The sequence below is a fragment of the Bacillus sp. FSL K6-0268 genome (genome assembly GCF_038005425.1).
GTDB lineage: Bacteria > Bacillota > Bacilli > Bacillales > Bacillaceae_G > Bacillus_A > Bacillus_A thuringiensis_S.
The window spans coordinates 2,408,607-2,434,190 of the sequence record NZ_JBBOTF010000001.1; the positions used below are offsets into that span (position 1 = coordinate 2,408,607).

Genomic DNA, 25,584 nt, shown 5'->3' on the forward strand with positions numbered 1-25,584 from the left:
TTATGCTACTGGCACTTCTATTTTTCTAAGAAATACAATCCCATTCTTTTTACTTTTACAACTTAAAAACAAAAAACCCCCTCAAAGCATGAACTTCAAGGGGTGAGCCTGTTTTTTATTTACTTATATACGTACAGCTGTACCACTGACAGCTACCATTAACATTCCATCACGAACAACCTCGTAATCTACGTCAATACCAACGATAGCGTTCGCACCTTTTTGTTTTGCAAGTTCTTTCATTTCGCCCATTGCGATATCACGAGCTTCTTTAAGCTTACTTTCATAAGAACCAGCACGACCACCGACAACATCACGAACAGAAGCGAATAAATCGCGGACAATGTTTGCACCCATAATAGCTTCACCATTTACAATATCAATATACTCAATAATCTCTTTACCTTGAATTCCAGAAGTTGTTGTTACAATCATGACTGACACTCTCCTAATAAGTTGTAGTTTTGATAAGCTTTCTTATGACTTTATTATGACATGGAAAAAGTATCTAATCTATTGAATTACCTTACAGGAATGTGACAGTTTTGTAATAATAAAACGCGCATTATGTTCCATTTGAATAAAGCGCTTTAATATTGGGATACATAAACGATTCTCTATTTTCTTTCCAATCTTTTTCTACTTCTTTAAAAGTTGGTCGTCCTAATTCTTTATTATTTTCATGTTTACTAAACCACTTTTTCACATACTGGTCTCCATTTTTATTTTGAACTGTACAAAGGAAGCTATTACTGCTATCCTTTAATATTTTTACAATCACGAAAAGGCACCTCTTCCCTTTTAAATAACATGATAGAACTTGATCTTTTACTATAAGCCCTTCCTCTCTTATAGTCATACGACTCCTCGGCCGCGCCAAAGTTGTAAGATCAAAAAAACGATATTCACTATGTTTATATTTTGCATAATTGATATGTGAAGTAAATATTATTTAAAGAAATCAGAGTTATAAGCATTATGCTTATCAAATATTTTATAAATTTCTAACTTATCATCTAATGTTGCATCTACTAAAATTAATATATTTCCATCGTAAATATATTCTTCATACTTTTTAGCATGTTCTTCTGGAATTCCTAATCCTATAAATGCTCCTATTAAACTTCCAGCTCCTCCGCCAATACCAGCTCCACCAATAGCTGCTGCGATTGGTCCTGCTGCTACAATTGGACCAATTCCAGAAATGGCAAGTATACCAAGGCCAGTTAATAAACCACCTAGTCCCCCTGCTACTCCTCCTGCTACAAGCCCTGTCGCTGAAAAGATATCTGCTTTATGTGCAGTTTCATTCTTAACTTTTTCACCCGATTTTTCTTCCAGGTGTTCAATTTCCTTTTGATCCTTCGCAATAGCTGAAATGTTATCTGCTGGGTATCCTTTATCATTTAATTCATTAATAACGAGTGCCGCATCATCAATTGTTCTAAAAACACCTACTATTTTTCTATCTACATTCATAACTATTAACCTCCTAAAGTTTTATATAATGTATCTTTATTTTTCTTCATTTCTGTATACACTAACCTTCTTATTAACATAACCATTTACGAAAAATGCGAATAGTAAAAGCACTACAAGTGAACTACTTAACAAGTAAATTAAATCAAATGTAATATCAATCATCATTTCATTCATGTATACCAGGCTCCTTTTTATTTAAAGTAAAAGTATATTTTGATAGACTAATCTACTAAACATAGACATCTTACAATTCATCTTCAGTCAATCTCTTTATAGTATATGTATACCCTTCCTAACTCTTTCTAAACGTAAAAAACTTTAATTATATTTTTCTTATTTATACGTTTAACATCTTCTAAAACGGGTATGTTTATATTGTTATGCTCACTATATGGAAAGGAATATTACGATGAACGCCATTCACTCTACTACTATTTCTTATAATGAAACACCTACAATAACTCAGATTCATCATTTTTATGCTTTAATGACAACATTTCAAGCTAATTTGTTTATAAGTAAACATGGAACAATGACATCAATCAAAAATTTAAGCACTCTAGTATCCTTTTTCCTTACTGTAAAAAAGAAAGATCTTGTATTATTTATTTTTGAAGGAATAGATGCAAAAAAAGCTTTAAGAACACTCTTTCCTTCTTAGAATGTTTGTTATCCTCTATTCCCCCGTTTACTACCTTTCATATATGTTTTTATATTTCAAAATGATTTCCTCTATGAAAAAAGAACCCCCTAATACAGTAGGGGGATTTCTAGTTTGGCCTTATGAAAACTGATATAATATATATTACGTTTTTTATTCTTTAAAATAGAAAACTTTTAATAATCTTGAAGGTAGGAATTTTTGATGAAATCGAAAGCAAAATTTAGTATTCGTTACAAAATTATGGCTGGTTATTTAGTTATCATTTTGTTCTTGCTTATTTCTTTCATTATGTTAAACAATGGGATTTCCAGTTTACAAAAATCTCGTAATTTTATTATTGATCACGATTTTAAAGTTCTTAATTTAACGAATCAAGTGGAGAAAGATTTACTAACAATTGAAAATAAAGCAAAAGGATTTATCACTTCTAATGATGCAAATTACGTTCAATCCCTTAACGCTGCAGAAAAGGATTACGAAAAACATTATCAAGATCTTTTTTCTTTATTAGAGGATAACCCCTCTCAGCAAGAAAAATTAAAACAGATTAACGAAAACATTACTAGTTGGATTAATAAAGAGATTCACCCACTCATTACAAATAATAATAGTAATAATGTACAAACAATCGACACGACTCAAATTCAGTCATTACAGTCGCAGCTAACTAACTTCCGTAGCACTGAGGAGCAACTAACGAAAAAAAGAGCTGCACAATTAGATATTGAAAATAATAAATTAGAGATTTGGTTATACAGTTTATTGTTCTTACTTTCTTGTATTTCCATTATCGTTTCACTCTATATTTCGAATTCCATTACAAAAACGATTAAAAATGTAATTCAAGCTATTAAATCCATTTCTTCCAAAGAAAAAATTACGGAAAGAATTCATGTAAATACACATGATGAAATAAAAGATCTTGCTCATACAACAAATCACCTACTAGACGAAATATCGAAAAGAGAGTGGTTACAAACTGAGCTTGCAGAATTAATTTTAATGTATCAAGGTGTATCTTCTATTGAGATGTTAGGTAAAAAAATTCTGAGTGGAATTATACAAAAAACGCAAACTTCTTGCGGTGCATTTTATGTTCGTGAAGAAATTGAAGACACTGTCTACTATGTGAAGAAAGCTTCTTTCGCCGGTCAAGGTCCTGATGTTGGAAAACAGTCTATTAAAATGGGTGAAGGTTTCATTGGACAGTCTGCTTTAGAAAAGAAAAGTTTTATTCTCAGGGACATACCTGAAGAATTCCGTTACGTTACTACTGGATTATTAGAAATACGCCCTAAAAACCTACTAGTCATCCCTATCTTATTTGAGGATGAAGTGATCGCAGTAATGGAGTTAGTAAGTGTAACTGAGATTTCAGACTTACATCAAGATTTAATTCAACAAACCGTTGATAATCTAGGTTTAACAATCCATAGCATTATGGGACGTATGCGAATTCAAACTCTTTTACATGAATCACAAGCAATGACAGAAGAGTTACAAGTTCAATCAGAAGAATTGCAAACGCAAGCGGAAGAACTACAAATGCAAGCAGAAGAATTACGAACAACGAATGAACAATTAGAGTCTAGAACTGAAGAAGCTGAGCAGAAGACAGCTGACTTACAAATTACCAAATCAGAATTAGAAGAAAAAGCAAGCGAGTTGTTACGCAGCTCAAAATACAAATCAGAGTTCCTAGCAAATATGTCACATGAATTACGCACACCATTAAATAGTATTTTACTATTATCTGAAATGTTAAGAGAAAATCATGATAATCATTTATCGGATGATGAAATTGAACTAGCAACTGTCATTCATTCATCAGGGAAAGACTTACTTACTTTAATTAATGACATACTAGATTTATCTAAAGTAGAAGCAGGCAAACTAGACATCATTTTTGAAGCAACGAACATAAGTGACATGGCAGCCAATATGCATCAAAACTTTTTACATATAGCTGCACAAAAAAATGTCGAATTTACTATTGAAGACAGTGATACGATTCCAGATCTGTTTTATACAGATGCAAAACGGATTGAACAAATTATTAAAAACTTACTATCCAATGCATTTAAATTCACAGAAAAAGGATCCGTCTCTTTACATTTCAATCCGATAGAAACAACCAATTTGAGTCATGATATGCAATCTATAAGTAAAGAGTGGATTACAATTTCAGTAAAAGATACTGGTATTGGTATCGCTAAAGAACAGCATCAACTTATTTTCGAAGCCTTTCAACAGGCAGATGGAGCAACAATTCGGAAATATGGTGGTACAGGCTTAGGGTTATCTATTTGTAAAGAGTTTGCTAGATTATTAGGTGGTTGGATTACGTTAGAGAGTAATTTAGGAGAAGGTAGTACTTTCACGGTATATATTCCTAACCTTCCAAATGGATTACATAATATACAGTTATCCAATTTAGAAGTCGCAGCAACGGTAGATGACGTTATTCCTGCTGAAGTTGTCGAGGAAACGATAGTTACTCCCGAAACAAATAACGTCTTCCAAAAGAAAACCATTTTAATTGTCGATGATGATCATCGAAATATATTTGCATTACAAAACGCATTAGAAAAACAACATGCTACCATTATTACTGCACAAAACGGTATAGAATGTTTAGAAATACTAAAAAGCAATACAAATATTGACCTTATTTTAATGGATATTATGATGCCTAATATGGACGGGTATGAAACGATGGAAAATATCCGAATGAACTTAGGGTTACATGAAATACCTATTATCGCATTAACTGCTAAAGCAATGCCAAATGATAAGGAAAAATGTTTATCTGCTGGCGCTTCAGATTATATAAGTAAACCATTAAATTTACATCAACTCTATTCGGTAATGAGTGTATGGTTAATAAAATAAGTGAGGTTTAGTTGGAGTGGAAAATAAGTATTATAATTTTGATCCATCAGTAGATACGGATAAGCGTACGAACTTAGAAATTGAATTACTATTAGAAGCGGTATTTAAACTATCAGGATTTGATTTTCGCCAATATGCTCGCACATCTATTTATAGAAGGATTTGCAATCGAATGCAGCTCTCTAATATCCCAACCATTTCAAAATTAATTGAAAAAGTAATTCACGAGGAAGGGGTTTTAGAACAGTTATTAAATGATTTCTCGATTAATGTAACTGAGATGTTCCGTAATCCTGCTTTTTTTAAAGCGCTAAGAGAGCATGTTATTCCTGAATTGAAAAAACATCCTGAAATTAGAATTTGGCATGCTGGATGCGCAACTGGTGAAGAAGTATTATCAATGTCCATCTTACTTCACGAAGAAGGATTAAGTGAAAAGGCTGTTATTTATGCAACAGATATGAATACAAATGTGTTAGAAAAAGCAAAACAAGGCATACTTTCATTAAATAAAATGCAAACTTACACGAAAAACTATTTACAAGCTGGCGGTACACAAGCATTTTCTAGCTATTATTCGACGGATAGTCGTTTTGCTTATTTCAATCCATCACTTTTACAAAACATTATTTTTGCACAGCATAATTTAGTAACCGATCAATCTTTTAACGAGTTTCATATTATACTTTGTCGTAACGTTTTAATTTACTTTACAAGTAAACTTCAAAATCAAGTGCAGCAACTATTTTATGAAAGCTTAAGTCACAATGGATTTCTATGTTTAGGAAATAAAGAAACTCTTCGTTTTTCAAATATAATGCCGCATTATACCCAATTTAATCCTAGTGAACAAATTTATCAAAAAATACAATAAAGTGAAACTTTAATCAGTGGGGGTATCCCCCACTGATTATTAGTTGAACCAATCGGGCATTTACGGGCAGTTGATCTCCCACCTACCTTCTTTGCTTCAGACTAATTTTTTGGTAGGAGTCTTACTGCCCGTTAATGCGGGATAAAAAGCGTATGAAATCCTCTGTTTGGATTTCATACGCTTTTTATTTTGCATTCGTTTGTATCATAATTAGGCACATATCATCTGATTGTGCTTTCTTCTGTTCTCCCTTATAAAACCCTTCTATCTCGCCTTCTAAATCTCCCCATTTTCTTTCTGTAAAAGCACGTAATTTCTCTTCAGACTCAAATTCATCATTTGCAATTGCTTCAAGAACACCATCTGTAAACAATACGATTTGAGCGTTCTTCTCAAAAGGTATAACTGTCTTTTCAACTTTTATTTCATCAAAAAATCCTACTGCACAACTCCCGCGATCTAGTTCCACTACATTCGCTTCATCAACTAAAACGTATCCAGAAGGATGTCCTGCATTTACATATTCAATCGTTCTCTTTTCTGTATCTACTACTAAATATATCGCTGTAAAATAATATGGAATATCGTCATTCTCATTATGTAAAAGAGTCATATATTTATTTAAGTCTTTAATGACGAGTTCTGGATCAATTAAACATTTAATCGTTTCACGTAATACAGACGAAATAAACATACAAACTAACGAAGCAGATATACCATGTCCCATCACATCTAATAATATAATACCGTAGCGGTTTCCATCGATTTTATACCAATAATACATATCTCCAGCTAATTTAAATGAAGGTAAGTAACTTGCTTCAATTTTTATACGATCTTCTCTTAATGGGCTACTTAATAAGTTTCTTTGTACTTGTGTAGCTAAATCTAATTCATTACGAAGATTTTCTTCTTGTTCTTTATGCCAATTTAATTCTGATTTTAAGCGTAATGCTACACGCATACGTGCTAATAGTTCAACTTTATTTATAGGTTTCGTAATATAATCCATTGCCCCCATATCAAGAGCTTCGGCCAATTTATTGGCATCCTCTAAAGCTGTAACAAAAATAATAGGAATATCTTTAAACTTCTCCTCTTTTTGTAATCGCCTACAAACTTCAAGTCCATCAATTTCAGGCATCATAATATCTAATAGTATTAAGTCAATTTCATTATGCCTGGAAGAATCTTTTCCAAACTGTATGTATTCGAAGAGCTCTTGTGCAGAATTGAGCGATACAAGATCATGATATCCGGCTTGTTTTAAAATTTTCTCAATTACAAATATGTTAACCGGATTATCATCAACAATTAAAATGGACACAAGTTATTTCCCCTTTTCTTATTTAAAATGTAAATCTAATATCATTTTCTATTTTTCTAGTATTACATACTCAGTTACAAAATGAAAATTTCGTACTCAAACATATTTATACAACAAAAGAACAAACCCCTAGAAATAGGAATTTGTTCTTTCACTGTATAAATTTCTACTTTTAATTTAACACCATTGCTTTATCATTTAAAAGACGATCTAATTCTTCCATATGATTTGTTTCATCTGCAATCATATCTTCTAGTTTTACAACTAACTCTGTCATATTTAATTTCGCTGCCTGTTCTTTTCTCGTTTCATAACGCTTAATTGTTTCATATTCTGATTGTCTAGCGGATTCTAACATTTCTCTAACATCTTCTACTTGTTTCACTGGTAAAGGGATCGTAGTAGGTGTACCACCTAACGTCTTAATTTTCTCCGCTAAATATAGGGCATGTCCTTGTTCATCACTAATTTCAGATTCAAAGAAAGGTTTCAATACTTGTCTATATATACCAGAAACTGTAGCTGCATTATGGTTATACATAATAATTGCTGAGTATTCTCCTGCTAAATCTTCATTCAATCCTTCGATTAGTTCTTTCACATCGTGTGACATTTTTATATCTCCTCCTATACTTAATAAGTACCCCTTTCCTCATGTTTTAAACATAATTATTTAAAATTTTTATGTATCTAAAAATGCAGCTTGCTTCAATTTACTTATCGCTTGTCTTTTAATACGAGAAACGTGCATTTGCGAAATACCTAACCGTTCTCCTGTATCTTTTTGATTTAAATTTTCTCCAAATATATAATGAATAACACTCTTTTCCGTATCATTTAATACGTTAAAAATATCCTCTAAAACGAGACGTCTTTCTGTCTGTTCATATCCTTGCTCTACTTCACCTACAGATTCAATTCTCGCTACCGAACTTCCATCAGATGAATTTTCAACTACATCATCTAAGGAAGATACTCGATAATTATTTTTCGCATCCATAATCTCTAGAACTTCCTCTTCCGATAGTCCTAAATGATTTGCAATTTCTATTATCTTCGGTGAACGTTGCAGGTGATCTGTTAACTCCTCTATCGCAAGTTTAATTTTCCCGCCTAAATCTTTAATTCGCCTTGGAACATGAATACCCCAAGTTTTATCACGTAAATACTTCTTTATTTCGCCTACTATTGTAGGTATTGCAAACGGCTCAAAAGCATTCCCTATCGAATAATCATACCTTCTTATTGCGCCTAAGAGCCCTAACATCCCTACTTGTATAATATCCTCATGCATCGGCCCGCCTTTTGAATAGCGATATGCAATGGAATATACGAGATTTTTATAATGATCAACTAACCTTTCCTGCGCTTCATTACATTGGTTTTGTTGGAATTCTGCAATTAGCTTAATAACGTCTTCTTTAGTAAGAGTTGTAGGTTGAGATTGGATTTCCATCATTCTCCACCTGCTCTCTTTGTATATATTTTGTCATTAAAACTGTCATGCCCTCATCATGCATGATTTGTATATCATCCATTAACGTATTGATTAAATATAAACCTAAACCATTTTCCGGCAAATGTTCTACTGGTTTATTAATATCATACGGACCGACTTTACTTTTTAAGCTACTGAAATCAAAGCTAACTCCATTATCCGCAGCCATAATTTCTAATCGATCTTCATATAGACCAAAGACAATTGTAATTTCTCCAACGTCTTCTTTATATGCATGTTGTACAATGTTTGTACATGCTTCACTAATAGCAATTTTCATATCTTCTATATCGTCATAAGCAAAGCCCATTCGATTCGCAACACCAGCCATTGTTAAACGAATAATAGCCACATATTCTGCTTTTGCAGGAATTTTCATTTCTATCTTTTCAAATCTCTCCATCATCCCTAGTCACCTTCTTTCTACTTTTTCAAAATCGGAATTCAAATTTAATATTTCTGTTAGCCCTGTAATATCAAATAATCTTTTTAGCCTTTTAGATACACCAATAAACTCTAGCTTCCCATCATTTTTCTTAACTGCTTTTAATAAAGCTATAAAAACTCCTAAGCCTGTACTATCCATATAATCTACGTTATGAAAATCTACTACAATATGAACCTCTTTTTCATTTGCAATAGGCATAATCTTATTTTTTAAATCTGATGCCGTATATGCATCAATCTCACCATTAAGTTGTACCGTATAACCTACATCATTTTGCAAAATATTTATTTCCAAATTCATCATTTCCGCCCCCTCATCTCAAACTTTTACTATTTAATTACCCATAAAAATTAGTTTTAAACATATTTTTTTATTTTCATTATAAATAAATTTTCTACACCTTTCTCAGCTTAACACTAAAAAAAATACTACCGAATGTTTAAACCTTATAAATTTGTGTATGTATAATGTATAAACATTATTTTTAGGGGGATCTATCTATGGAAGAGCACAACTTTAAAAAGGGAGATTTCGTTCAATTTTCTTATCGACACGATCATGCTACAAAGTTAGTTGGTTCCATTATTAATATACTAACGAATACAATTGTAGTTGATATAGGTAATAACGAGGACTTATCTCATATAGAGCCAAGGCAAGTCGTAAGAATAAATAATTGTGAAAAAGTAACGATGGTTTAATATGTAATATAAAGTGTAATCTCAATCAGTGGGGCCATCCTCACTGATTATTTATTGAATAAACATGATGATTGCGAGCAACCTTCATACAGATTACATTAAAAAAGCATCCAAATTAGTTTAATTGGATGCTTTTTTATGTATATTTATCAGTTTATTCACTTTATAGTTATATATAATAAACTCAAGATTACTATTCATTACCATACTTACGCTTTCCGTAGCATTCTAGAGAAGAATGTGACGATTAAAATAAAGACGATTGCGCCTAATAAAGCTGGAAGAATAAAGATGCCTCCCCATTCAGGACCCCAGTGACCAAATAATGCACTACCAACCCAAGATCCGATTAATCCAGCAATTACATTACCAACTATACCTAAAGGAAAGTCTTTCCCTGTAATCATTCCAGCTAACGCACCAATAAGTCCACCTACAATACACGTAATAATAAGTCCCACAATTAAACCTCCTATATTATTTTTATATTGGATTCATCAAGCTTTGGTATGTAACCAAAGCTTGATGAAAATGTATTATTCTTTATTATCCAACTCATCGCTTATCTTTTGTTTCACTTTTCCGACTTTTTCTTTTATAGTTCCCTTCGTCTTCTCCCACTTCCCTTCATTTTTCAACTCTCTATCTTCTGTAACTTCACCAATTCCTTCTTTTATTTGTCCTTTTTTCTTTTCAACTTTACCCGTAATTTGTTCTTTTAGCCCGCTCTCACTCATATTTCCCATCTCCTTTTCGTAATAGATTTATAGATTTAAAGGATACAAATTTAAATAGAATACATGCATCTTCTTTCTTGTAACCATTCACCGACTCTTTCTAAATCCTTAACGAATAACAAGATTTTCCCTTCATCCAGCTTTTCTTCATAAAAGTTCGCTTCTTCCTCATTAAGCCCTAACTCCTGCATCTTATTTCTTAACTGATCTCCTGTTTTTTGAAAGACGTTAATAATGCTTGTCCCAAGTCCCTCCTCTTTTATCCCAATTGTATTCACGTCTGCATTGTCTGCAATTCTATCTGTCCTATCTTTCTCGTGTGTTAATACGTAAATATCTTTTTGTTCTATTCCTTTCTTCACTAGATCATTCGCTGCATTCATGACCTCTTTCTCCGTAATAAATTCATATACAAAAGGTTTACTATACTTCGTTTCCATCTTTAACTTCCTCCTTTAAAATGAATTATTTGTTATATTATATGTAGTACACCTATTTTCGAAATGTTAAACATAAAATTCAAAAAAAGTTATGTGAATTTTGATTTTAATAGAAAATAAACAACATCATTTACCACTTTAAAACATCTTCTACTTACAATAACCTCCTAAATTAACGGAAAATTGTTATAATTGAACGTAAGGAGGGATAATATGAAAAAAATCATATCTATATGCGCTCTAACCGCTCTATCTTTCACTTTAATAGGTTGTACAAGTACCTCGGTTACAGATAAAGCTTCACAAGTTAAGCAAGAACATACACAAAATACCTTTCAATTAAACTCCGCAAATATTACCGACATTGAAATACTGAAAACAACAAATCATACTACGTCCAAATCTCAAACAGATAATGAAGAAATGATAAAATCTATCGTTTCAGCAGTTCAAAATGGAACACCTAAAACTATCACTTTAGATCAAAAAAAGAAAAAATCTGTGCATTCTACTATAACCGTTACATATAAAGATGACGAAAAAGAAGAGTTTCTTGTTTGGGTTGATAATAAGGAACAAATTACAATTGCCAAAGATGAGAAGAAAGATAAGGTAGAAAGTGTGATAGTGAATATTAAAGATACTAAAATGATGAAGGATTTCTTTTAAAATTCTAGTTAACATTAAAAAAAGAGTAGGATTACATCCTACTCTTTTGTTTAATCATACCCAATAAATAGACTTTTATAAGATCTATTTAAGGTCTAATTTTGCTAAATCATGTTGTAAAACATTATTTCCTTCTTGTGGGTTAAATACGATTGCACTAAGACCAAAAACATTCGTAACAACATCTCTATCTTTCGGACGAATGATTCTTACTTCATAAGCAAACAGTGCTGGAGGAAGAGCTGCTGAACGAAAAGTAACATATTGATTAGGTGGCAATGTTTGTGTTGAAGGGTCTATTAATGGTAACAATACCGGAGAACCAGATGACCAATCAAACATTTCAACAGTTACTCTACGAGTATCATCTGGATCAACATTCATAGCATCCACAGTAAGAAATAACGTAGCGGAATGTCTACGTAATATACCCGTTGATAAAGTTTCATTATGATGTTCACAGCATTTTTTTGGAGGGTGACCATAGCCATAACTCATACCAATTCCCCCCTTTCATTTACAATTAAGGACAAGTATTCCTTATAATATATAATGTTAGTATTCTTTTAGTGCAAGGTATAAAAGCGGATTTTCATCTGTATTTTTGGATATTTTTTTCATTTATTCGCTTTTAAAGAATAAAGTGAAACTTTAATCAGCCCTCACCAATCGGGGTCTTACTACCCAGCAAATAGCGAGATAAATCTATTTTGAAAAGGACCTGCTCCATTCATTCGTAAAAGCATAAAGTAAATGGAATCCGTTAAAACACATGAGTGACCCCTTGGTTTTCCCTTCCTATTAAAAGGAGGAACTGTTATGGGCTTTGGTGGTAGTTGTGGTGGCTGTGGCTTCGCTGGAGGATTTGCTTTGTTAGTTGTATTGTTTATTTTATTAATCATCGTTGGAGCTGCTTGCTTCTGCTAAAAAACTATCGGAAAAGACACCTTTATATGAGTGTCTTTTCTTCATAAAAAATACGCAATGTGCAGTTTAAGTGTAAGATGTAGTATTACATCCCCCTCCAAAATGAACTTCGATACTATAAATTTCGTTTAGGTGCAATCTTAAAATTTTAGTTTAATAGCAATATGGTGAAACTCTATTCCATATAATATTGCTATTGCAGAAAAGTAAAACAAACTGGACAACCTAGATTTCAAACTGTAAGATTAGATGTTGGTGAAATTGGGCAGCAAAGCATATATAGAAAATAGGTGTTAATTTTGAAAATCAATAAAAAATTCGAACCAATAATTTTTAATATCTTTATGATTTTAGGTATATCTAGTATTATCTCTTTCGTCATGGTTTCAATGAATGTTGGATATACAGCTTTATTTCTCAAATCATGGATGAAAACATGGGGAATTGCTTTCGTACTTGCATTTTTAGCTTCTAAATTATTACCCTTTGTAGTTAAAAAGATAATGAAAATCTTCACTTTTGTTGAGAATCATGCTTAAGAATAAAGTGATGTACTACTCCAGTTCATTCCAATTAAAAGAGTTTATTATCACAAATACTTAACCTAGTAAAATGTTTCAAATCGAAGGAAGACACCTTACAGGTTGTCTTTTCTTTATAAGTAAAAAAAGCCCACCTATTTCCGTAGGCGGGCTTTATCTTTATTACACAATATGAAAGTATACTCTCTTTTTCTCTGAAATTTTATGTAATTTTACATATTCATGAACATACATGTCTTGATGGACTTTATCTATATACTCATGGCAGTAATCCATTGAAAATGTATCTTCTTGAAAGCAAAACTCTCTTTTAGAAAAAAAAGACACCCTAAAGTTCATTCCTCCGACTTGAACCTCTTTAATTTTAATAATATGTATTGGACTCTTATCTAAAAAATAATCTAATGTATTCCAATAAGAGAAAGATAATGATAAAATAAAAGTGCAACAAGATGTTGCTTAGTTTTTAAATTTTATGGGAATAACACAAAAGCTAGGTTTGGTCGCCAAGTTTTTTCATTCCTATCGGTCATGAAATACCCCGGTTGGTCGCTGGGGTATTTCTTTTTTATTAACGTATATATAGGTCTATTATGGACAAAATAAAATATAATCTTAGTAGAAGATAGAACACTGACATCTTTGCCGCTTCTAAATCACTTTGGTCTTGTGCGAAGAAAGTATGGTCAGTACTTTCAGCTCAGTGTTCGATCTACTTTAGTTTTTGAGTTGAGTGTTGCTAATCATAGCAGCACTTTTTTACATTCCAATTTGTTCTTTGATGAATTGAATTATATGTTTTACAAACTGGCTTTGCGTGAAGAAGTAATGAATATTTCTCAGTACTGTCGTCCACGATGCTAGATTACTTACGAAAGACTGGGATTCTGTCTTTTTGGTCGCCTTTTTTTACGTTTTTTCATTCCTGTCCCTCCCTTCATAAGGGAAGGGCAAAGATGGCACATTTTATATTTTAAAGAGTTATATAGAAGAGGACAAGCTATTCATTAGCAAAATAAAGAAAAGACACCCTAAGGTGCCTTCCTCCGACTTGAACCACTTTAATTTTAATAATATGTATTAGACTCCTATCCAACTATTATTTTACTATGTTAAGTTATTTTTTTTTATTGAGAAATACAATAATTTATTTATGTTGGTCGTCTGTATGGTCCATGCAGCGATTAACAAGAGGACAATAGCAGTGATGACACCTAAAAGTCATTGCTTGAGCCGATGGCTAGAAACATAAGCATTACTGTGTATTTATGAAATCTCATTATAAGCAACCTCCTAGTGGAACTACACATTGGTAGAAAAATATATATACTTCTACTTGATAAGTTCTTATTTTAATCATATATAAAAGGAAATGAAACCGGCTATAACAATCAATGGAAGGATTACTGCGAGTTTATTTTTTAGAGGGACACGCTTGTCTGGGACGCCGGGGATGGATAACAAAAGCTAGTAAAACAATTACCCCAATAATACCTAAAAGTGTATGAATGATGATCATCCTCCTAAGTAATATTATTATTAAAATTATATCACATTCAAATGTTTATAAAGTAAATATTTTACAATATAACCCAGATGTTGCATTTTAAAATTCAAAAAATCCCCTCAAAGCATCAGCTTTAAGAGACCCCATCCTATCATCTTCTCTCTTCATACAATCGATTTGCTTTATACGAGCAAACGAAATACATACATGTCACAACGGGGATAAATGTCAAAAAAAGTCCTCTCATTAATGCAAATGGCGTTTCAAATAACAATGACCATAGAAATGATACACCTTGCTTATCCCATAATCCTGGCGTCAAGTATAGTTCTTTCGGATTTACAAAGGCTCCTAAATTCATTGTATTACTATACATAAATAAAAATAATATCGGCAAATAACAGATCGCTAATTCTAAAAATGTTTTAGATAGACGCTTATACTTCCCTGCTCGTGACATTGGATCTGAAAAAATGTCATCTTCACTTTCTTCATCTACCTTTTTAAAATATTGCGTACCTGACCACCTATTACCAGCTATATGCTCCCAGCCACTATCTTCAAATAATGTGCAGTAATTAATAAAATCACTTTTTCTACTAAATACTCTATGGTCTATTTTAATCGTCGCATCTTCCGGTTCTGTATATCTAAATGTATAACCAAATGTATTGCTTTCTAGTTGATAGCCTTTCCAAGCCATCTCCTCTAACCATTTTTCCTCTTTCTCAAAGTCTAAAAAGAATTTCAATCTCCACATCATCGTTTCCCCCTAACTATACGTGTAATAAACTTTTTGTAACCGCAATAATGTGCTGCATTCTCATAAAGTCTAAGTGTAATACTTCTTTCCCTCGTTCCGTAATGACATACACTTTTCTTCGTTTATCTTCACTTTTTACCGATTCTATTAACCCTTGTTTTAATAAATTTTCAACCGCACCATACAATGTACCCGCTGCGATTTTTACTTGATGATTACTCAGTTCCTCCACCTTTTGCATAATTAAATATCCATGAGCTGGCTCTAATAAAGCTAAAAGAACGTAATACGTTGTTTCCGTTAATGGTAAATTTTTATCTCTATTCATAAAGACCTCCAATCTAACGATAACTATATAGCCAAACTATATAGTTGAACTGTATAGTTAAATTTTATACAGTCAGACTGTATATGTCAAATGTAGGAATAACTTTATAACCCAAAACAAAAACGCTACCTTTTTAAAAGATAGCGTTTTTGTTTTACCCTTGCTTATTCTTCGCCTTCATTTGCTCTTCATAAACAAACTTCGCGGTCATAAAGTCGTTAGAAAAATCTTTCAATGCATTCTTCATTACATTTAATTCTTCTTGTGATTTAATTTCAATACTGTTTAAGAAATCAAATGCTTTTGATTGTTCCTCCGCAACAAAGTTTTGTGTCATATAGTCATCTTGGAAGTCTTGCTTCGCCTTTTCTTTTACTTTATTCATTGCATCTGTTTTGTTTATGCTTTTCATAGGGTTTTCGAATGCTCCAGTAGGTTGTTCCGGTTTTGGCTCTTCTTTCTTTTCCGGCTGTTGCGCTGGTGCTGGTTGTTGTGGTTCTTGCTTTGGTTGTTCTTGTTGAACCGGCTGCTGCGCTACTTGTTGCTCTTTTTTCGCTAACTCATCTTTTAACTTCTTCACTTGCTCATCAAGAGATTTTTTTTCAGTTTCTAACACACTCATATCACTTTTCAACTTTTGCGTTTCTTCAAAATGTTCATCTACTAATTTATTATATTCTTTCTCAGAGTACATTTTTTCACTGGTTGATGTCGTTTTCTCTTTCATAACAACTACATTAATAATTATAAATAAGGCTACAATTCCTATTAACGCAGCGGAAATCTTCTTTTTGTTCATGATTAATCCTCCAAAATGTAAAATTTAAAAAATTATCATAACAGACCAATTCGCTTTCAACTGTCATATTTTGTCGAATCAATATAATAAAAAAAAGCATCTGAAACAGATGCTTTTTCTCATTCTTAATACGTAAACGTAATCGTCACTAAAGAATACCCTTCTTTCGCATTGTAAGGCTCCGCTTTATAAGAAACTCGGTTTGCCCCTTGCGGATAATCGATTTCGCCAATTACCTTTTTCACATCTTGCAGTGCACCATTCATTGATTGCTTGTACAGCACTTCAATTTTCTCTGGTTTTGCACTATAACGCTGCTGCATTTTATTTTTTAATTCGGTATAGTTATTTGCAATATATTCATTTCCTAAATAGTTTAACTTTGTATCTTTTAATATTTGCTGATATGCAGGCGTTTTCTTACTACCTGCCGCAATTTTATTTGTCAGTGTACTATAATAGTTTGTTGTAGCTTGCGGGTAATCTCCGCGGTTCCACTCATGATTTCTTGTTATTTGCTCATCTGATAAGTTAAAATACGAATACGTTACGCGGCCCTGCTCATCTGGCACCGGATCATCGAATGTTGTATCAAGGTGATACCATTTGTTTTCGATTTTCACTAAATTCCAAGCATGAGGTTGTCCGTCCCCAGTTCCTGTCACGAAATGATTTTCAATTCCTGCTTCTTTTAACAATTGATAAGTTAATAGTGCGTAACCTTGGCAAACCGCAGAACGATTTACAAGTGCCTCATATGCTGTGTAAGCTTTATAAGACGTATCATAAGAAACATGTTTTACTACGTAATCATGAATCGCCTTCACTTTTTCGTGATCATCCATTCCAACTTGAGTAATAGAAGAAACGATTGCTTTCGCTTGTTTCATGACATATTCCGTCTGTTCTTTCGTTTCACGATATGTAATCTTAAGCGTAAATGTATAATTTCCAGGTGATCCAGAAAGTCCATATGAAACATTCGATCTATTATAATTTGTATACTCATTTTTACTTGCAACTTCTTTATATGCGTTAAAAAGTGTATTCATCACTTCGTCTGTATTATTATTTTTCGTTTTATATGGAAGTGTAATAGTCGTTTCATACGTATTAATACGCTTTTGTACTTCCTCTTTAAACGCTGTTAATAATGCCGCATCTCCTGTATCTTTCACATCGGCATTTTTATATTTCAAAGTTTTATATAAAAACTGCGCATACTGTTCACGTGTTACTGTGCCATACGGTTCAAAATTCCCGTTCCCTGTGCCATCTGCGATTCCATTTGACTGCACCGCACTAATTGCATTTTCTGCCCAAAATGGATTTGGAACATCCTTAAATGTATGTTTTTGTTTAGCCGCAAGATGGAAAGCATTTGTAAGAATTTGTGCCATTTCCGCACGACTCACAGAAGCTTTCGGTCTAAACTGGCCGTTTTCATCACCTTTAAAAACTCCTAAATTCGTTAAAGTTAATACCTCTTCTGGGAACATTGTAGAACTTTGATTAATATCACCGTAAGGATTTTTAATCGTAGATCCATCCTTTAATACGTAACGAGTTCCATCATTACTAAACGAACCACCTTGTTTATTCGGTACTAACACTCGATAAATTAAAGCCGCAACTTGCTCCCTTGTCGCAACATCTCCAAAACCAAATATCCCATTTCCATAACCTGAAATAATATTTTTACTCGCTAAATCTTTAATCGCAGGATATGACCAATGTGATGTCGGCACATCAGAAAAAACACCCACTTCAGCAGCTTTTACATCGCTACCATTTGTATATAACAACGCACCACCAATAAGTGATAATGATGTAATTGATTTTAATAGTTTTGTATACATAATGTCTTCTCCCAATACATTCTCTATTTTTGTTGGTTTATGTCGAAAAATCTAAAAATATGACAAAATATATTATACAATTAAAAGTTTTTGATGGATATATTGAATTTTAAAATATGCAAAAATTCATATTAATATATTTTTCCGTATTAATATTATGTTGTTTTTCTTTTGAATATATAAGTAGTCAAACCAACACAAATAATAAAAAGACAGCTATCCGTAGATAACTGTCTTTTATTGAATCCAATTTAATTATTTTGAAAATCTAGCATACCCCAAGAAATGCTTTTGAGTGTATGGACTATTTATCTTACTTTTAATTACACCTGTTGTTTCGTCAGCAGCATGAATATATTCACCATTTCCTAAATATATTCCTAAATGAGAAGGACCAGCTTTATATGTATTCTGTAAGAATACTAAATCTCCTGGCTGAGGGTCATTTATTTTAGTAACCATGCCCCAGTATCCTGCAACACTTGTTCTCACAATGTTATATCCATTATTTTTAAATACGTAATAAATAAAGCCACTACAATCAAATCCATTTGGTCCTGTCCCAGCTTCAACATACGGCTTTCCAAGTTGTTTTAAAGCTAAATCAATTACTCCAGAAGAACCAGAATCTGTTTGGCTTAGATTCATCCACTTGTCGCCTTCCCATGTTTTAATCTTTAACCATCCACTAGGTGTCCCATCTATTACTCTAAAATTCTGCGGACTATATAATGCTCCGGCATTTGCTTTGCCTGAACTAAATGAAGGCTCGTTATACGCATAGAATGATTGATTTATGAATCTTTCTTCTCCATCTAGATTCAGCCATTTCTCGCCTTCCCATGTTTTAATCTTTAACCATCCACTAGGTGTCCCATCCACAACTCTAAAATTCTGTGGACTATATAATGCCCCAGCATTTGCTTTTGCTGCATTAAATGAAGCTTCATTATATGCATAGAATGATTTGTTTATAAATCTTTCTTCTCCATCTGGATTAATCCACTTATAACCTTCATAAGTACCTACCTTCATCCAACCATTTTCTTTTTTTTCTACTACTCCCCAGTTTTGTGGGTTAAATGGTGCTCCATAATTTGCTTTCTTTGCATTAAATGAAGGCTCATTATATGCATAAATCGTTTTGTTGACAGTAATTTGTTCAGCCGTAGGATTCAGCCATTTTTCGCCTTCCCACGTCTTAAATTTTAGCCAACCATCTGTTGTTCCATCTACTATTCTAAATGTTTGTCGCCCGTACTTCGCTCCAGCATTCGCAACCTTTGATGAGAAAGAAGGTTCATCATATGCATAGAAATCTCCCATAACACGTTCTTCCCCATTTAAGTTAATCCAAACTGGACCTTCCCATGTTTCAATCTTCCACCAGCCATTATCTCTTTTTTCCACGACTCCTACATTTTGAGCACCATACTCTGACCCACCATTTGTTTTAGCTGAATTAAAAGATGGTTCTTTATACCCATAGAATGATTGATTCACGTATTCTGAACTATTAGCAGCGTGAGTTACCATACCAAATGTCGAGATAGATAGAATAAAAAATAATAAGATTCCTATACTTTTCTTAAACATAAAAATATCCTCCCTTTTATTTTGTCTAATATATAATTTTCGAAGCAAAGAATGGATATATCCTATTTCATTATTTTAATCTTCACTTTTTTACGTCCCCATTCACGTGCTTGCTTTTCTGTAGGAAACAGAACATCAATTTTATTGCCTTTAATAGCCCCACCTGTATCTCCAGCAATTGCATCACCGTATCCTTCAACATGAACCTTTGTTCCTAGTTTAATAACTTTAGGATCAACTGCAATTAACTTAATGTTAGGATTTTTTCCTATATCTATTCCAAACGCTGTAATTCTTTCATGTGGTGGACTACCTTCTACGCTGTATGCAGTAGCTTCCACGTAGAATTCTATACCTGTATCTTCCGCACTTAAATTAACCCACTTGTCGCCTTCCCATGTTTTAATCTTTAACCATCCACTAGTTGTCCCATCTATTACTCTAAAATTCTGCGGACTATATAATGCTCCGGCGTTTGCTTTGCCTGAACTAAATGAAGGCTCGTTATAAGCATAGAATGATTGATTTATGAATCTTTCTTCTCCATCTAGATTCAGCCATTTCTCGCCTTCCCATGTTTTAACCTTTAACCATCCACTAGGTGTTCCATCTACAACTCTAAAATTCTGTGGATTATATAATGCTCCAGCGTTTGCTTTAGCTGCATTAAATGAAGCTTCGTTATACGCATAGAATGATTTGTTTATAAATCTTTCTTCTCCATCTGGATTAATCCACTTATAACCTTCATAAGTACCTACCTTCATCCAGCCATTTTCTTTTTTTTCTACTACTCCCCAATTTTGTGGGTTATATGGTGCTCCATAATTTGCTTTTGTTGCATTAAATGACGGCTCATTATACGCATAAATCGTTTTGTTGACAGTAATTTGTTCAGACGTAGGATTCATCCACTTGTCGCCTTCCCACGTCTTAAATTTTAGCCAACCATCTGTTGTTCCATCTACTATTCTAAATGTTTGTCGCCCATACTTCGCTCCAGCATTCGCAACCTTTGATGAGAAAGAAGGTTCATCATATGCATAGAAATCTCCCATGACACGTTCTTCCCCATTCAAGTTAATCCAAACTGGACCTTCCCATGTTTCAATCTTCCACCAGCCATTATCTCTTTTTTCTACGACTCCTACATTTTGAGCACCATACTCTGATCCGCCATTTGTTTTAGCTGAATTAAAAGATGGCTCCTTATACCCATAGAATGATTGATTCACATATTCTGAATTACTAGCAGCGTGAGTTACCATACTAAATGTAGAAATAGATAAAATGAGAATTAATAGCAATGATACGCCTTTTTTAAACATATAAATTTTTCACCTCTCCCTTTTTATAACAATATATCGCCATAAGTACATTAACATAAATTTCTTTATTTATCTATAATTTACCATATTGATTGGTAAGCAATTTAGATTACTATATTTCTTTTAAACCCTCTCCATTCAAGGCATGATTGGGTTCAATGTAATATGAAATACAAAATATGCAATATTGCATATTTTGTATTTTTTATATTAAATTATTAATCTATTCCTTTCTTATACATCAGTATCTAATTTTTGCTAGTTGCTCTTCTTTTTAAAATAACTATTTTGTTCACTTTTTTGATAAATCTACGAAACATTTCTCTGTTATCTTCATTAAGTTCTTTTCTTTTTATAATGTTGTGCGAGATATACCAACATAGGAAGCTCTAGCCCCCTAATCCTAGGGCTTCTTTTTTAATAAGGATTTTATGCATTTTATTATTCCCACCAACTTTTAAATTTTATATTCAATATATAATTATATTCGGTTTAAGATATATCGATGAAACGTCACGTTTTTCAAATACAACATTTTTTGATGACCTTTAATACATAAAATGTTGTTATCAAGTCGGAGTAAAGCAACTTTGGATGTCTTTTCTTTTGTACATTATATCCATTAGGACTCATTTATTTTTTACAAAACCCACCCTTTTGCTTACAACGGCGACGAGGAGCGGGGTTTTTGTTATCTTTTTCTAAAATTTGTTTCCTAAAAACATACGCAGAAATTTTACGTACAATGGTTTTCACAAATACTTTTAGAAGTTCAAACAAAACTCCATTAGAGATAGTTTTATTAAATTTTTCACTACTAGCCGTAAAAATATCTTATAATCTCTATATAACAAATTAATGTATTAGGGGTAGATAAAATGCCAGTTACACTCGAACTTATTCTTTTCATTCTTATAGCAATTAGTGCTGTTGGCTATTTAATAAAAGAATTTCAAAAAACTAGGAAACGAACACTTGGAATTTCACTAGAATTTTTAGTTCTTTTCTGGTCAATATGGAGAATATCAACTATTATAATCTAATTTATAAAACATAAATTCCTTCGAATGAAGTGAAACTCTAATCAGCGGGAGTTTTATGGGATAAATTTACCAGTATTTTCACCACAACATTCATGTTAAAATCCCTTGTGAGTACGACATAACTCGACCTTATGAAGCTCCGCAGCTTTTATCGCGGAGCTTTTTTTATTAAAATTAACGCTTTTGTTCACTTTTTTGATACATTTACGAAACATTCATATGTTACGTTATATAAGTCCTTTTTTAAATCATATTCATTCTAGAAAAAAGTCCTAGTCCCCCTAGGGCTTTTTTCATTCAAATAAAGAGTTTTATTGTTTCTCAATAACCGCAACTATTTAATGTGGTAAAATAATAATTGGATTGGCATCCAATACCATATTACGATGGATCAAATCGCAAGAAGGCACCTTAGGGTGTCTTTTTTATAGAAAATCAGTTTAAAAACTAAAAATAAAAGAACCTCAATAAATGAGGTTCAAAAAATCTACTATTTTAAATTACCTTCGTAAAAAGCAACTCCATTTTGAACATGTTTTAAATACCACGTAATCGTCCCGCCACAAACATTTTCATTAAAACTATTAGCATATACTCCATTTGAGTAATAAAGAGTTCTTTTGAACTTACCGTTAGAATACTCATAAGGAATTGAGCATGTTGCTTGTTTCGGAGAGCTCACAGCTTTTTGCGTATCAGCTGAAGCTGCCCCAATTCCTCCTGTTAATGCAATACCTGTTGCCAATAGCCCTACTACTAATTTCTTGAACATAATAAATCCCCCTTTAATAGTTTTTATAACTTACAACTTAAATGTACCACTTTTGTAATTTATGTAAATATATTGAATATGTAGAAATATTTATTTAATTATTGGTAATATTAGGATTTTATTTTATCAAATGGAAAATAGAGGGATTAGGAAGGTTTGTAAAAATCCATACTAAGTAAACTAAATATCACGATATATCATTTATGGGCTGATCCAAAATTTTTTCTGATTGGAAAACTATAGTCTCATATATCAATTGCGAGGATACCTTAAGGTATCTTTTTTGTACATATAAAAGTCTCAGCATCTTATTCCTTTAAAACAATAATTGCAACTATATTAATTTTACATTACATTAAGGTTAGGGAATATTCTTATATTAATAAAGTGAAAGTGCTAAATAGTAGGTGGAAGAATGGAATTTAACGATTTGGGTATTACCATTAAAGAACTTAGAATCAAAAAAAATATATCACAATCCGAATTATGTCATGGAATATGTTCACAAAGTCAAATTAGCAAGATTGAAAAAGGTATGATTTATCCATCTAGTATATTGCTATATCAATTATCAGAAAGACTTGGTATTGATCCAAATAATATATTTGCACTAACTCAAAATAAAAGATTAAAATATGTAGAAAATGTAAAATACGTAATAAAAGATTGCTTAAAGCAAAAACAATATAAAGAACTTTATGAAATAGTGAAAAAAGAGAAAAACTTAAATAATTTTCAAACAAAAGAAGAGAAACAATTTCTAATATGGCATGAAGCAATTGCTATATTTATAGTGGATAAATCATTAAAAACTGCTTTAGATTTTTTAAATAATGCATTAAAACTGACTTTAACTAATTCTGATTTTTTATCAGAAAGAGAAATAGATATTATGCAAACAATGGCTATATTTTATGCGGAAAATAAAGAATATGAAAAAAGTATTAATATATTAAAAAGATGTTTAAGTAATTTTAATAAGTTAGATTTTCCTAGAGATAAAGAAATTAAGTTGAAAATCATGTTAAATTTAGCAAAATCTTTGGACTTCACATATCAACATGAAGAGGCAATAAAATACATTGATAAGGGCATCAAATTAGCAATTAATCTAAATACGTTATACCTATTAGGTGAACTATTCTATTTAAAAGGTCAGTTGTTATTAAAAATTAAACAACATAATGTAGAAGATGTTATTTATAACTGGAAAAAAGCATTATTTATATTTGAACTAACAGAAAAAGAATATTATACAAAAATGCTACCAGATGAACTTATTGAATTACAAAATAAAAAACACTCATAATTTCGTAAAAACTACTTACAAATCCCACAGAAAAAATCCCTATAGCTTTTAAACTTAGAACGATAATATTAAAATAATTTAAGTCGGCAGAAGGCACCTTTTGGTGTCTTTTCTTTATTTTTACAAGGACCTGCTCAATTAATTCTTAAAAACATAATAGGAAACATTGTTTTATTTATCCCATTTTCATTCATGCTATATATAAAATTCGTTAATAAATCCACCTCAAACATACCTATATGCATAGGAGTATGTTTGAGGTGGAACTCCTTCAAATACTAGTTCCTTTTATAAGCCGTTTTTTTGATGTAGATGACATTATTCTCAATACAATAGAATGAATTATTGGAACATATTTAGCAATATATATCAAAAAACAATATTAAGAAACCCCCTCCACCTTAAGGTAGAAGGGATCTTTTAATTTCTATTTCAAACTACCTAAAATTTCCGTAAAGATAACCCCAAGCGCATGTGCACCTGCATCTGGATATCCTAAACTTCTTTCACCAACTACCGCTCCTCTGCCGAATGATCTTTCAACGATAGATTATATGCCTTGAAGTGCTACTTGCAACATTCAATTCAGATATACGACAGTAAAGAATACATCATCACGGTGTCAGCAAGCAAAAGTGTATTCTGCATTTCTGAAAACAGTAGATGGCAGATTATGCCCTACTGAATCTGCTAAGAAAGAATATACAAGAACATCCTTAACATCATCTTTATTTCCACTAATGATGACATCAAGGAAATCTTCTATTTGGAATTCTGGAGTAAACAACACAATCTTAGTTGTTCTGTTTGGTTCTAAAGAAACAAAAGTACGAGAGATTTCAACTAATTCATTTTGAGTTGGGAAAAAAGTGTTTCGGCTTCTCTTAACAGTTACCGTTACATTACTAGTATGGCAGCGTGAATCATTGTTTAACATAATGTTGAGAGCAGTTGGAATAATCCCATTTTCAGAAACTGGAACTCGAAACACCCCAGTAGATTTATGAGCCATATAATCACATCCTTTCAAAATAAAATATATTTACAATATATTAGATGCAAAAAACGTTCATTTTGAT

At 32.2% G+C, this 25,584-nt stretch carries 30 protein-coding genes; 8 read left to right on the top strand and 22 right to left on the bottom strand.

All coding sequences use genetic code 11. The features are described from left to right. Nucleotides 1–123 precede the first annotated feature (123 nt). The 4 genes from MHI28_RS12410 to MHI28_RS12425 all read right to left on the bottom strand — a co-directional run bounded on the left by MHI28_RS12410 (nucleotide 124) and on the right by MHI28_RS12425 (nucleotide 1,656). On the bottom strand, nucleotides 124–435 hold the full coding sequence (locus MHI28_RS12410; protein WP_000637513.1) for a YbjQ family protein: 312 nt from the start codon (nucleotides 433–435) through the stop codon (nucleotides 124–126). Between the two features lie 130 nt (nucleotides 436–565). Then, nucleotides 566–781, bottom strand: coding sequence for a DUF4028 family protein (locus tag MHI28_RS12415; RefSeq protein WP_003276970.1), 216 nt, complete (start codon nucleotides 779–781; stop codon nucleotides 566–568). A gap of 167 nt (nucleotides 782–948) precedes the next feature. After that, a complete protein-coding gene (locus MHI28_RS12420; protein WP_340828012.1) occupies nucleotides 949–1,479 on the bottom strand; it encodes a general stress protein in 531 nt (176 codons plus the stop codon). Nucleotides 1,480–1,515: 36 nt separating this feature from the next. Next, entirely contained in the window at nucleotides 1,516–1,656 is a 141-nt protein-coding gene (locus tag MHI28_RS12425; RefSeq protein WP_001004568.1) for a hypothetical protein, read from the bottom strand. A gap of 235 nt (nucleotides 1,657–1,891) precedes the next feature. On the opposite strand from MHI28_RS12425, the gene MHI28_RS12430 reads away from it, so the two are divergent. From MHI28_RS12430 to MHI28_RS12440, 3 genes are all read left to right on the top strand, one after another. Further along, nucleotides 1,892–2,143: a hypothetical protein gene (locus MHI28_RS12430; protein ID WP_000991351.1), complete on the top strand. Its 252-nt coding sequence runs from the start codon at nucleotides 1,892–1,894 to the stop codon at nucleotides 2,141–2,143. Nucleotides 2,144–2,347: 204 nt separating this feature from the next. Continuing rightward, nucleotides 2,348–5,038, top strand: coding sequence for a response regulator (locus MHI28_RS12435; RefSeq protein ID WP_086413053.1), 2,691 nt, complete (start codon nucleotides 2,348–2,350; stop codon nucleotides 5,036–5,038). Between the two features lie 16 nt (nucleotides 5,039–5,054). Further along, nucleotides 5,055–5,912 carry a CheR family methyltransferase gene (locus MHI28_RS12440; protein WP_086413052.1) on the top strand — a complete coding sequence of 286 codons (858 nt, stop codon included), beginning with the start codon at nucleotides 5,055–5,057 and terminating at the stop codon, nucleotides 5,910–5,912. A gap of 184 nt (nucleotides 5,913–6,096) precedes the next feature. On the opposite strand, the gene MHI28_RS12445 is transcribed toward MHI28_RS12440, so the two are convergent. From MHI28_RS12445 to rsbV, 5 genes are all read right to left on the bottom strand, one after another. Beyond that, complete coding sequence (locus tag MHI28_RS12445) at nucleotides 6,097–7,239, bottom strand: fused response regulator/phosphatase (RefSeq protein ID WP_086396956.1); 1,143 nt, start codon at nucleotides 7,237–7,239, stop codon at nucleotides 6,097–6,099. Between the two features lie 172 nt (nucleotides 7,240–7,411). Continuing rightward, a complete protein-coding gene (locus MHI28_RS12450; protein WP_000017755.1) occupies nucleotides 7,412–7,852 on the bottom strand; it encodes a ferritin-like domain-containing protein in 441 nt (146 codons plus the stop codon). Nucleotides 7,853–7,921: 69 nt separating this feature from the next. Beyond that, entirely contained in the window at nucleotides 7,922–8,698 is a 777-nt protein-coding gene (gene sigB / locus MHI28_RS12455) for an RNA polymerase sigma factor SigB (RefSeq protein WP_002083014.1), read from the bottom strand. Next, nucleotides 8,661–9,143 carry an anti-sigma B factor RsbW gene (gene rsbW / locus MHI28_RS12460; protein WP_000970581.1) on the bottom strand — a complete coding sequence of 161 codons (483 nt, stop codon included), beginning with the start codon at nucleotides 9,141–9,143 and terminating at the stop codon, nucleotides 8,661–8,663. The genes sigB and rsbW overlap by 38 nt, the downstream gene beginning before the upstream one ends. A 6-nt stretch (nucleotides 9,144–9,149) precedes the next feature. Beyond that, nucleotides 9,150–9,488: an anti sigma b factor antagonist RsbV gene (gene rsbV, locus MHI28_RS12465; RefSeq protein WP_016097861.1), complete on the bottom strand. Its 339-nt coding sequence runs from the start codon at nucleotides 9,486–9,488 to the stop codon at nucleotides 9,150–9,152. Nucleotides 9,489–9,685: 197 nt separating this feature from the next. Between rsbV and MHI28_RS12470 the strand changes: the two genes are divergently transcribed. Next, nucleotides 9,686–9,886, top strand: coding sequence for a hypothetical protein (locus tag MHI28_RS12470; RefSeq protein ID WP_000390994.1), 201 nt, complete (start codon nucleotides 9,686–9,688; stop codon nucleotides 9,884–9,886). A gap of 209 nt (nucleotides 9,887–10,095) precedes the next feature. Here MHI28_RS12470 and MHI28_RS12475 read toward each other — a convergent pair whose 3' ends face one another. The 3 genes from MHI28_RS12475 to MHI28_RS12485 form a co-directional block, all read right to left on the bottom strand. Next, nucleotides 10,096–10,347, bottom strand: coding sequence for a GlsB/YeaQ/YmgE family stress response membrane protein (locus MHI28_RS12475; protein WP_000522902.1), 252 nt, complete (start codon nucleotides 10,345–10,347; stop codon nucleotides 10,096–10,098). Nucleotides 10,348–10,422: 75 nt separating this feature from the next. After that, nucleotides 10,423–10,623 carry a CsbD family protein gene (locus MHI28_RS12480; RefSeq protein ID WP_000004259.1) on the bottom strand — a complete coding sequence of 67 codons (201 nt, stop codon included), beginning with the start codon at nucleotides 10,621–10,623 and terminating at the stop codon, nucleotides 10,423–10,425. 50 nt (nucleotides 10,624–10,673) lie between these two features. Beyond that, entirely contained in the window at nucleotides 10,674–11,063 is a 390-nt protein-coding gene (locus tag MHI28_RS12485) for a general stress protein (protein ID WP_000448818.1), read from the bottom strand. A 213-nt stretch (nucleotides 11,064–11,276) separates the two neighbouring features. Between MHI28_RS12485 and MHI28_RS12490 the strand changes: the two genes are divergently transcribed. Continuing rightward, entirely contained in the window at nucleotides 11,277–11,732 is a 456-nt protein-coding gene (locus tag MHI28_RS12490; protein ID WP_000720865.1) for a hypothetical protein, read from the top strand. An 84-nt stretch (nucleotides 11,733–11,816) separates the two neighbouring features. Here the strand turns inward: MHI28_RS12490 and MHI28_RS12495 are convergent, their stop codons facing one another. Further along, nucleotides 11,817–12,230, bottom strand: a complete 414-nt coding sequence (locus tag MHI28_RS12495; RefSeq protein ID WP_016097858.1) for a hypothetical protein — start codon at nucleotides 12,228–12,230, stop codon at nucleotides 11,817–11,819. 321 nt (nucleotides 12,231–12,551) lie between these two features. Here MHI28_RS12495 and MHI28_RS12500 point away from each other — a divergent pair, with 321 nt between their 5' ends. Together MHI28_RS12500 and MHI28_RS12505 are read left to right on the top strand one after the other, a co-directional pair. Further along, entirely contained in the window at nucleotides 12,552–12,659 is a 108-nt protein-coding gene (locus tag MHI28_RS12500) for a YjcZ family sporulation protein (protein ID WP_000505670.1), read from the top strand. Nucleotides 12,660–12,958: 299 nt separating this feature from the next. Continuing rightward, nucleotides 12,959–13,198, top strand: coding sequence for a DUF2798 domain-containing protein (locus MHI28_RS12505; RefSeq protein WP_000700211.1), 240 nt, complete (start codon nucleotides 12,959–12,961; stop codon nucleotides 13,196–13,198). A 1,661-nt stretch (nucleotides 13,199–14,859) separates the two neighbouring features. On the opposite strand, the gene MHI28_RS12510 is transcribed toward MHI28_RS12505, so the two are convergent. The 7 genes from MHI28_RS12510 to MHI28_RS12540 all read right to left on the bottom strand — a co-directional run bounded on the left by MHI28_RS12510 (nucleotide 14,860) and on the right by MHI28_RS12540 (nucleotide 23,196). Next, entirely contained in the window at nucleotides 14,860–15,471 is a 612-nt protein-coding gene (locus MHI28_RS12510) for a DUF2812 domain-containing protein (RefSeq protein WP_002162900.1), read from the bottom strand. 13 nt (nucleotides 15,472–15,484) lie between these two features. Then, a complete protein-coding gene (locus tag MHI28_RS12515) occupies nucleotides 15,485–15,799 on the bottom strand; it encodes a PadR family transcriptional regulator (protein ID WP_001078063.1) in 315 nt (104 codons plus the stop codon). Nucleotides 15,800–15,953: 154 nt separating this feature from the next. After that, a complete protein-coding gene (locus tag MHI28_RS12520; protein ID WP_086413403.1) occupies nucleotides 15,954–16,598 on the bottom strand; it encodes a hypothetical protein in 645 nt (214 codons plus the stop codon). A 125-nt stretch (nucleotides 16,599–16,723) separates the two neighbouring features. Beyond that, nucleotides 16,724–18,457, bottom strand: a complete 1,734-nt coding sequence (locus MHI28_RS12525; RefSeq protein ID WP_081143649.1) for an S-layer homology domain-containing protein — start codon at nucleotides 18,455–18,457, stop codon at nucleotides 16,724–16,726. A 255-nt stretch (nucleotides 18,458–18,712) separates the two neighbouring features. Continuing rightward, on the bottom strand, nucleotides 18,713–20,053 hold the full coding sequence (locus tag MHI28_RS12530; protein WP_086413401.1) for a C40 family peptidase: 1,341 nt from the start codon (nucleotides 20,051–20,053) through the stop codon (nucleotides 18,713–18,715). Nucleotides 20,054–20,115: 62 nt separating this feature from the next. Beyond that, nucleotides 20,116–21,381, bottom strand: coding sequence for a 3D domain-containing protein (locus MHI28_RS12535; RefSeq protein ID WP_086413400.1), 1,266 nt, complete (start codon nucleotides 21,379–21,381; stop codon nucleotides 20,116–20,118). Between the two features lie 1,533 nt (nucleotides 21,382–22,914). Then, complete coding sequence (locus tag MHI28_RS12540) at nucleotides 22,915–23,196, bottom strand: LCI fold-containing protein (RefSeq protein WP_000473837.1); 282 nt, start codon at nucleotides 23,194–23,196, stop codon at nucleotides 22,915–22,917. A gap of 415 nt (nucleotides 23,197–23,611) precedes the next feature. Here MHI28_RS12540 and MHI28_RS12545 point away from each other — a divergent pair, with 415 nt between their 5' ends. Continuing rightward, nucleotides 23,612–24,505 carry a helix-turn-helix domain-containing protein gene (locus MHI28_RS12545; protein ID WP_086413399.1) on the top strand — a complete coding sequence of 298 codons (894 nt, stop codon included), beginning with the start codon at nucleotides 23,612–23,614 and terminating at the stop codon, nucleotides 24,503–24,505. Between the two features lie 427 nt (nucleotides 24,506–24,932). On the opposite strand, the gene MHI28_RS12550 is transcribed toward MHI28_RS12545, so the two are convergent. Further along, nucleotides 24,933–25,052: a DAK2 domain-containing protein gene (locus MHI28_RS12550; RefSeq protein ID WP_082180170.1), complete on the bottom strand. Its 120-nt coding sequence runs from the start codon at nucleotides 25,050–25,052 to the stop codon at nucleotides 24,933–24,935. Nucleotides 25,053–25,127: 75 nt separating this feature from the next. Next, on the bottom strand, nucleotides 25,128–25,517 hold the full coding sequence (locus tag MHI28_RS12555; protein WP_000940658.1) for a hypothetical protein: 390 nt from the start codon (nucleotides 25,515–25,517) through the stop codon (nucleotides 25,128–25,130). Nucleotides 25,518–25,584: the final 67 nt, after the last annotated feature.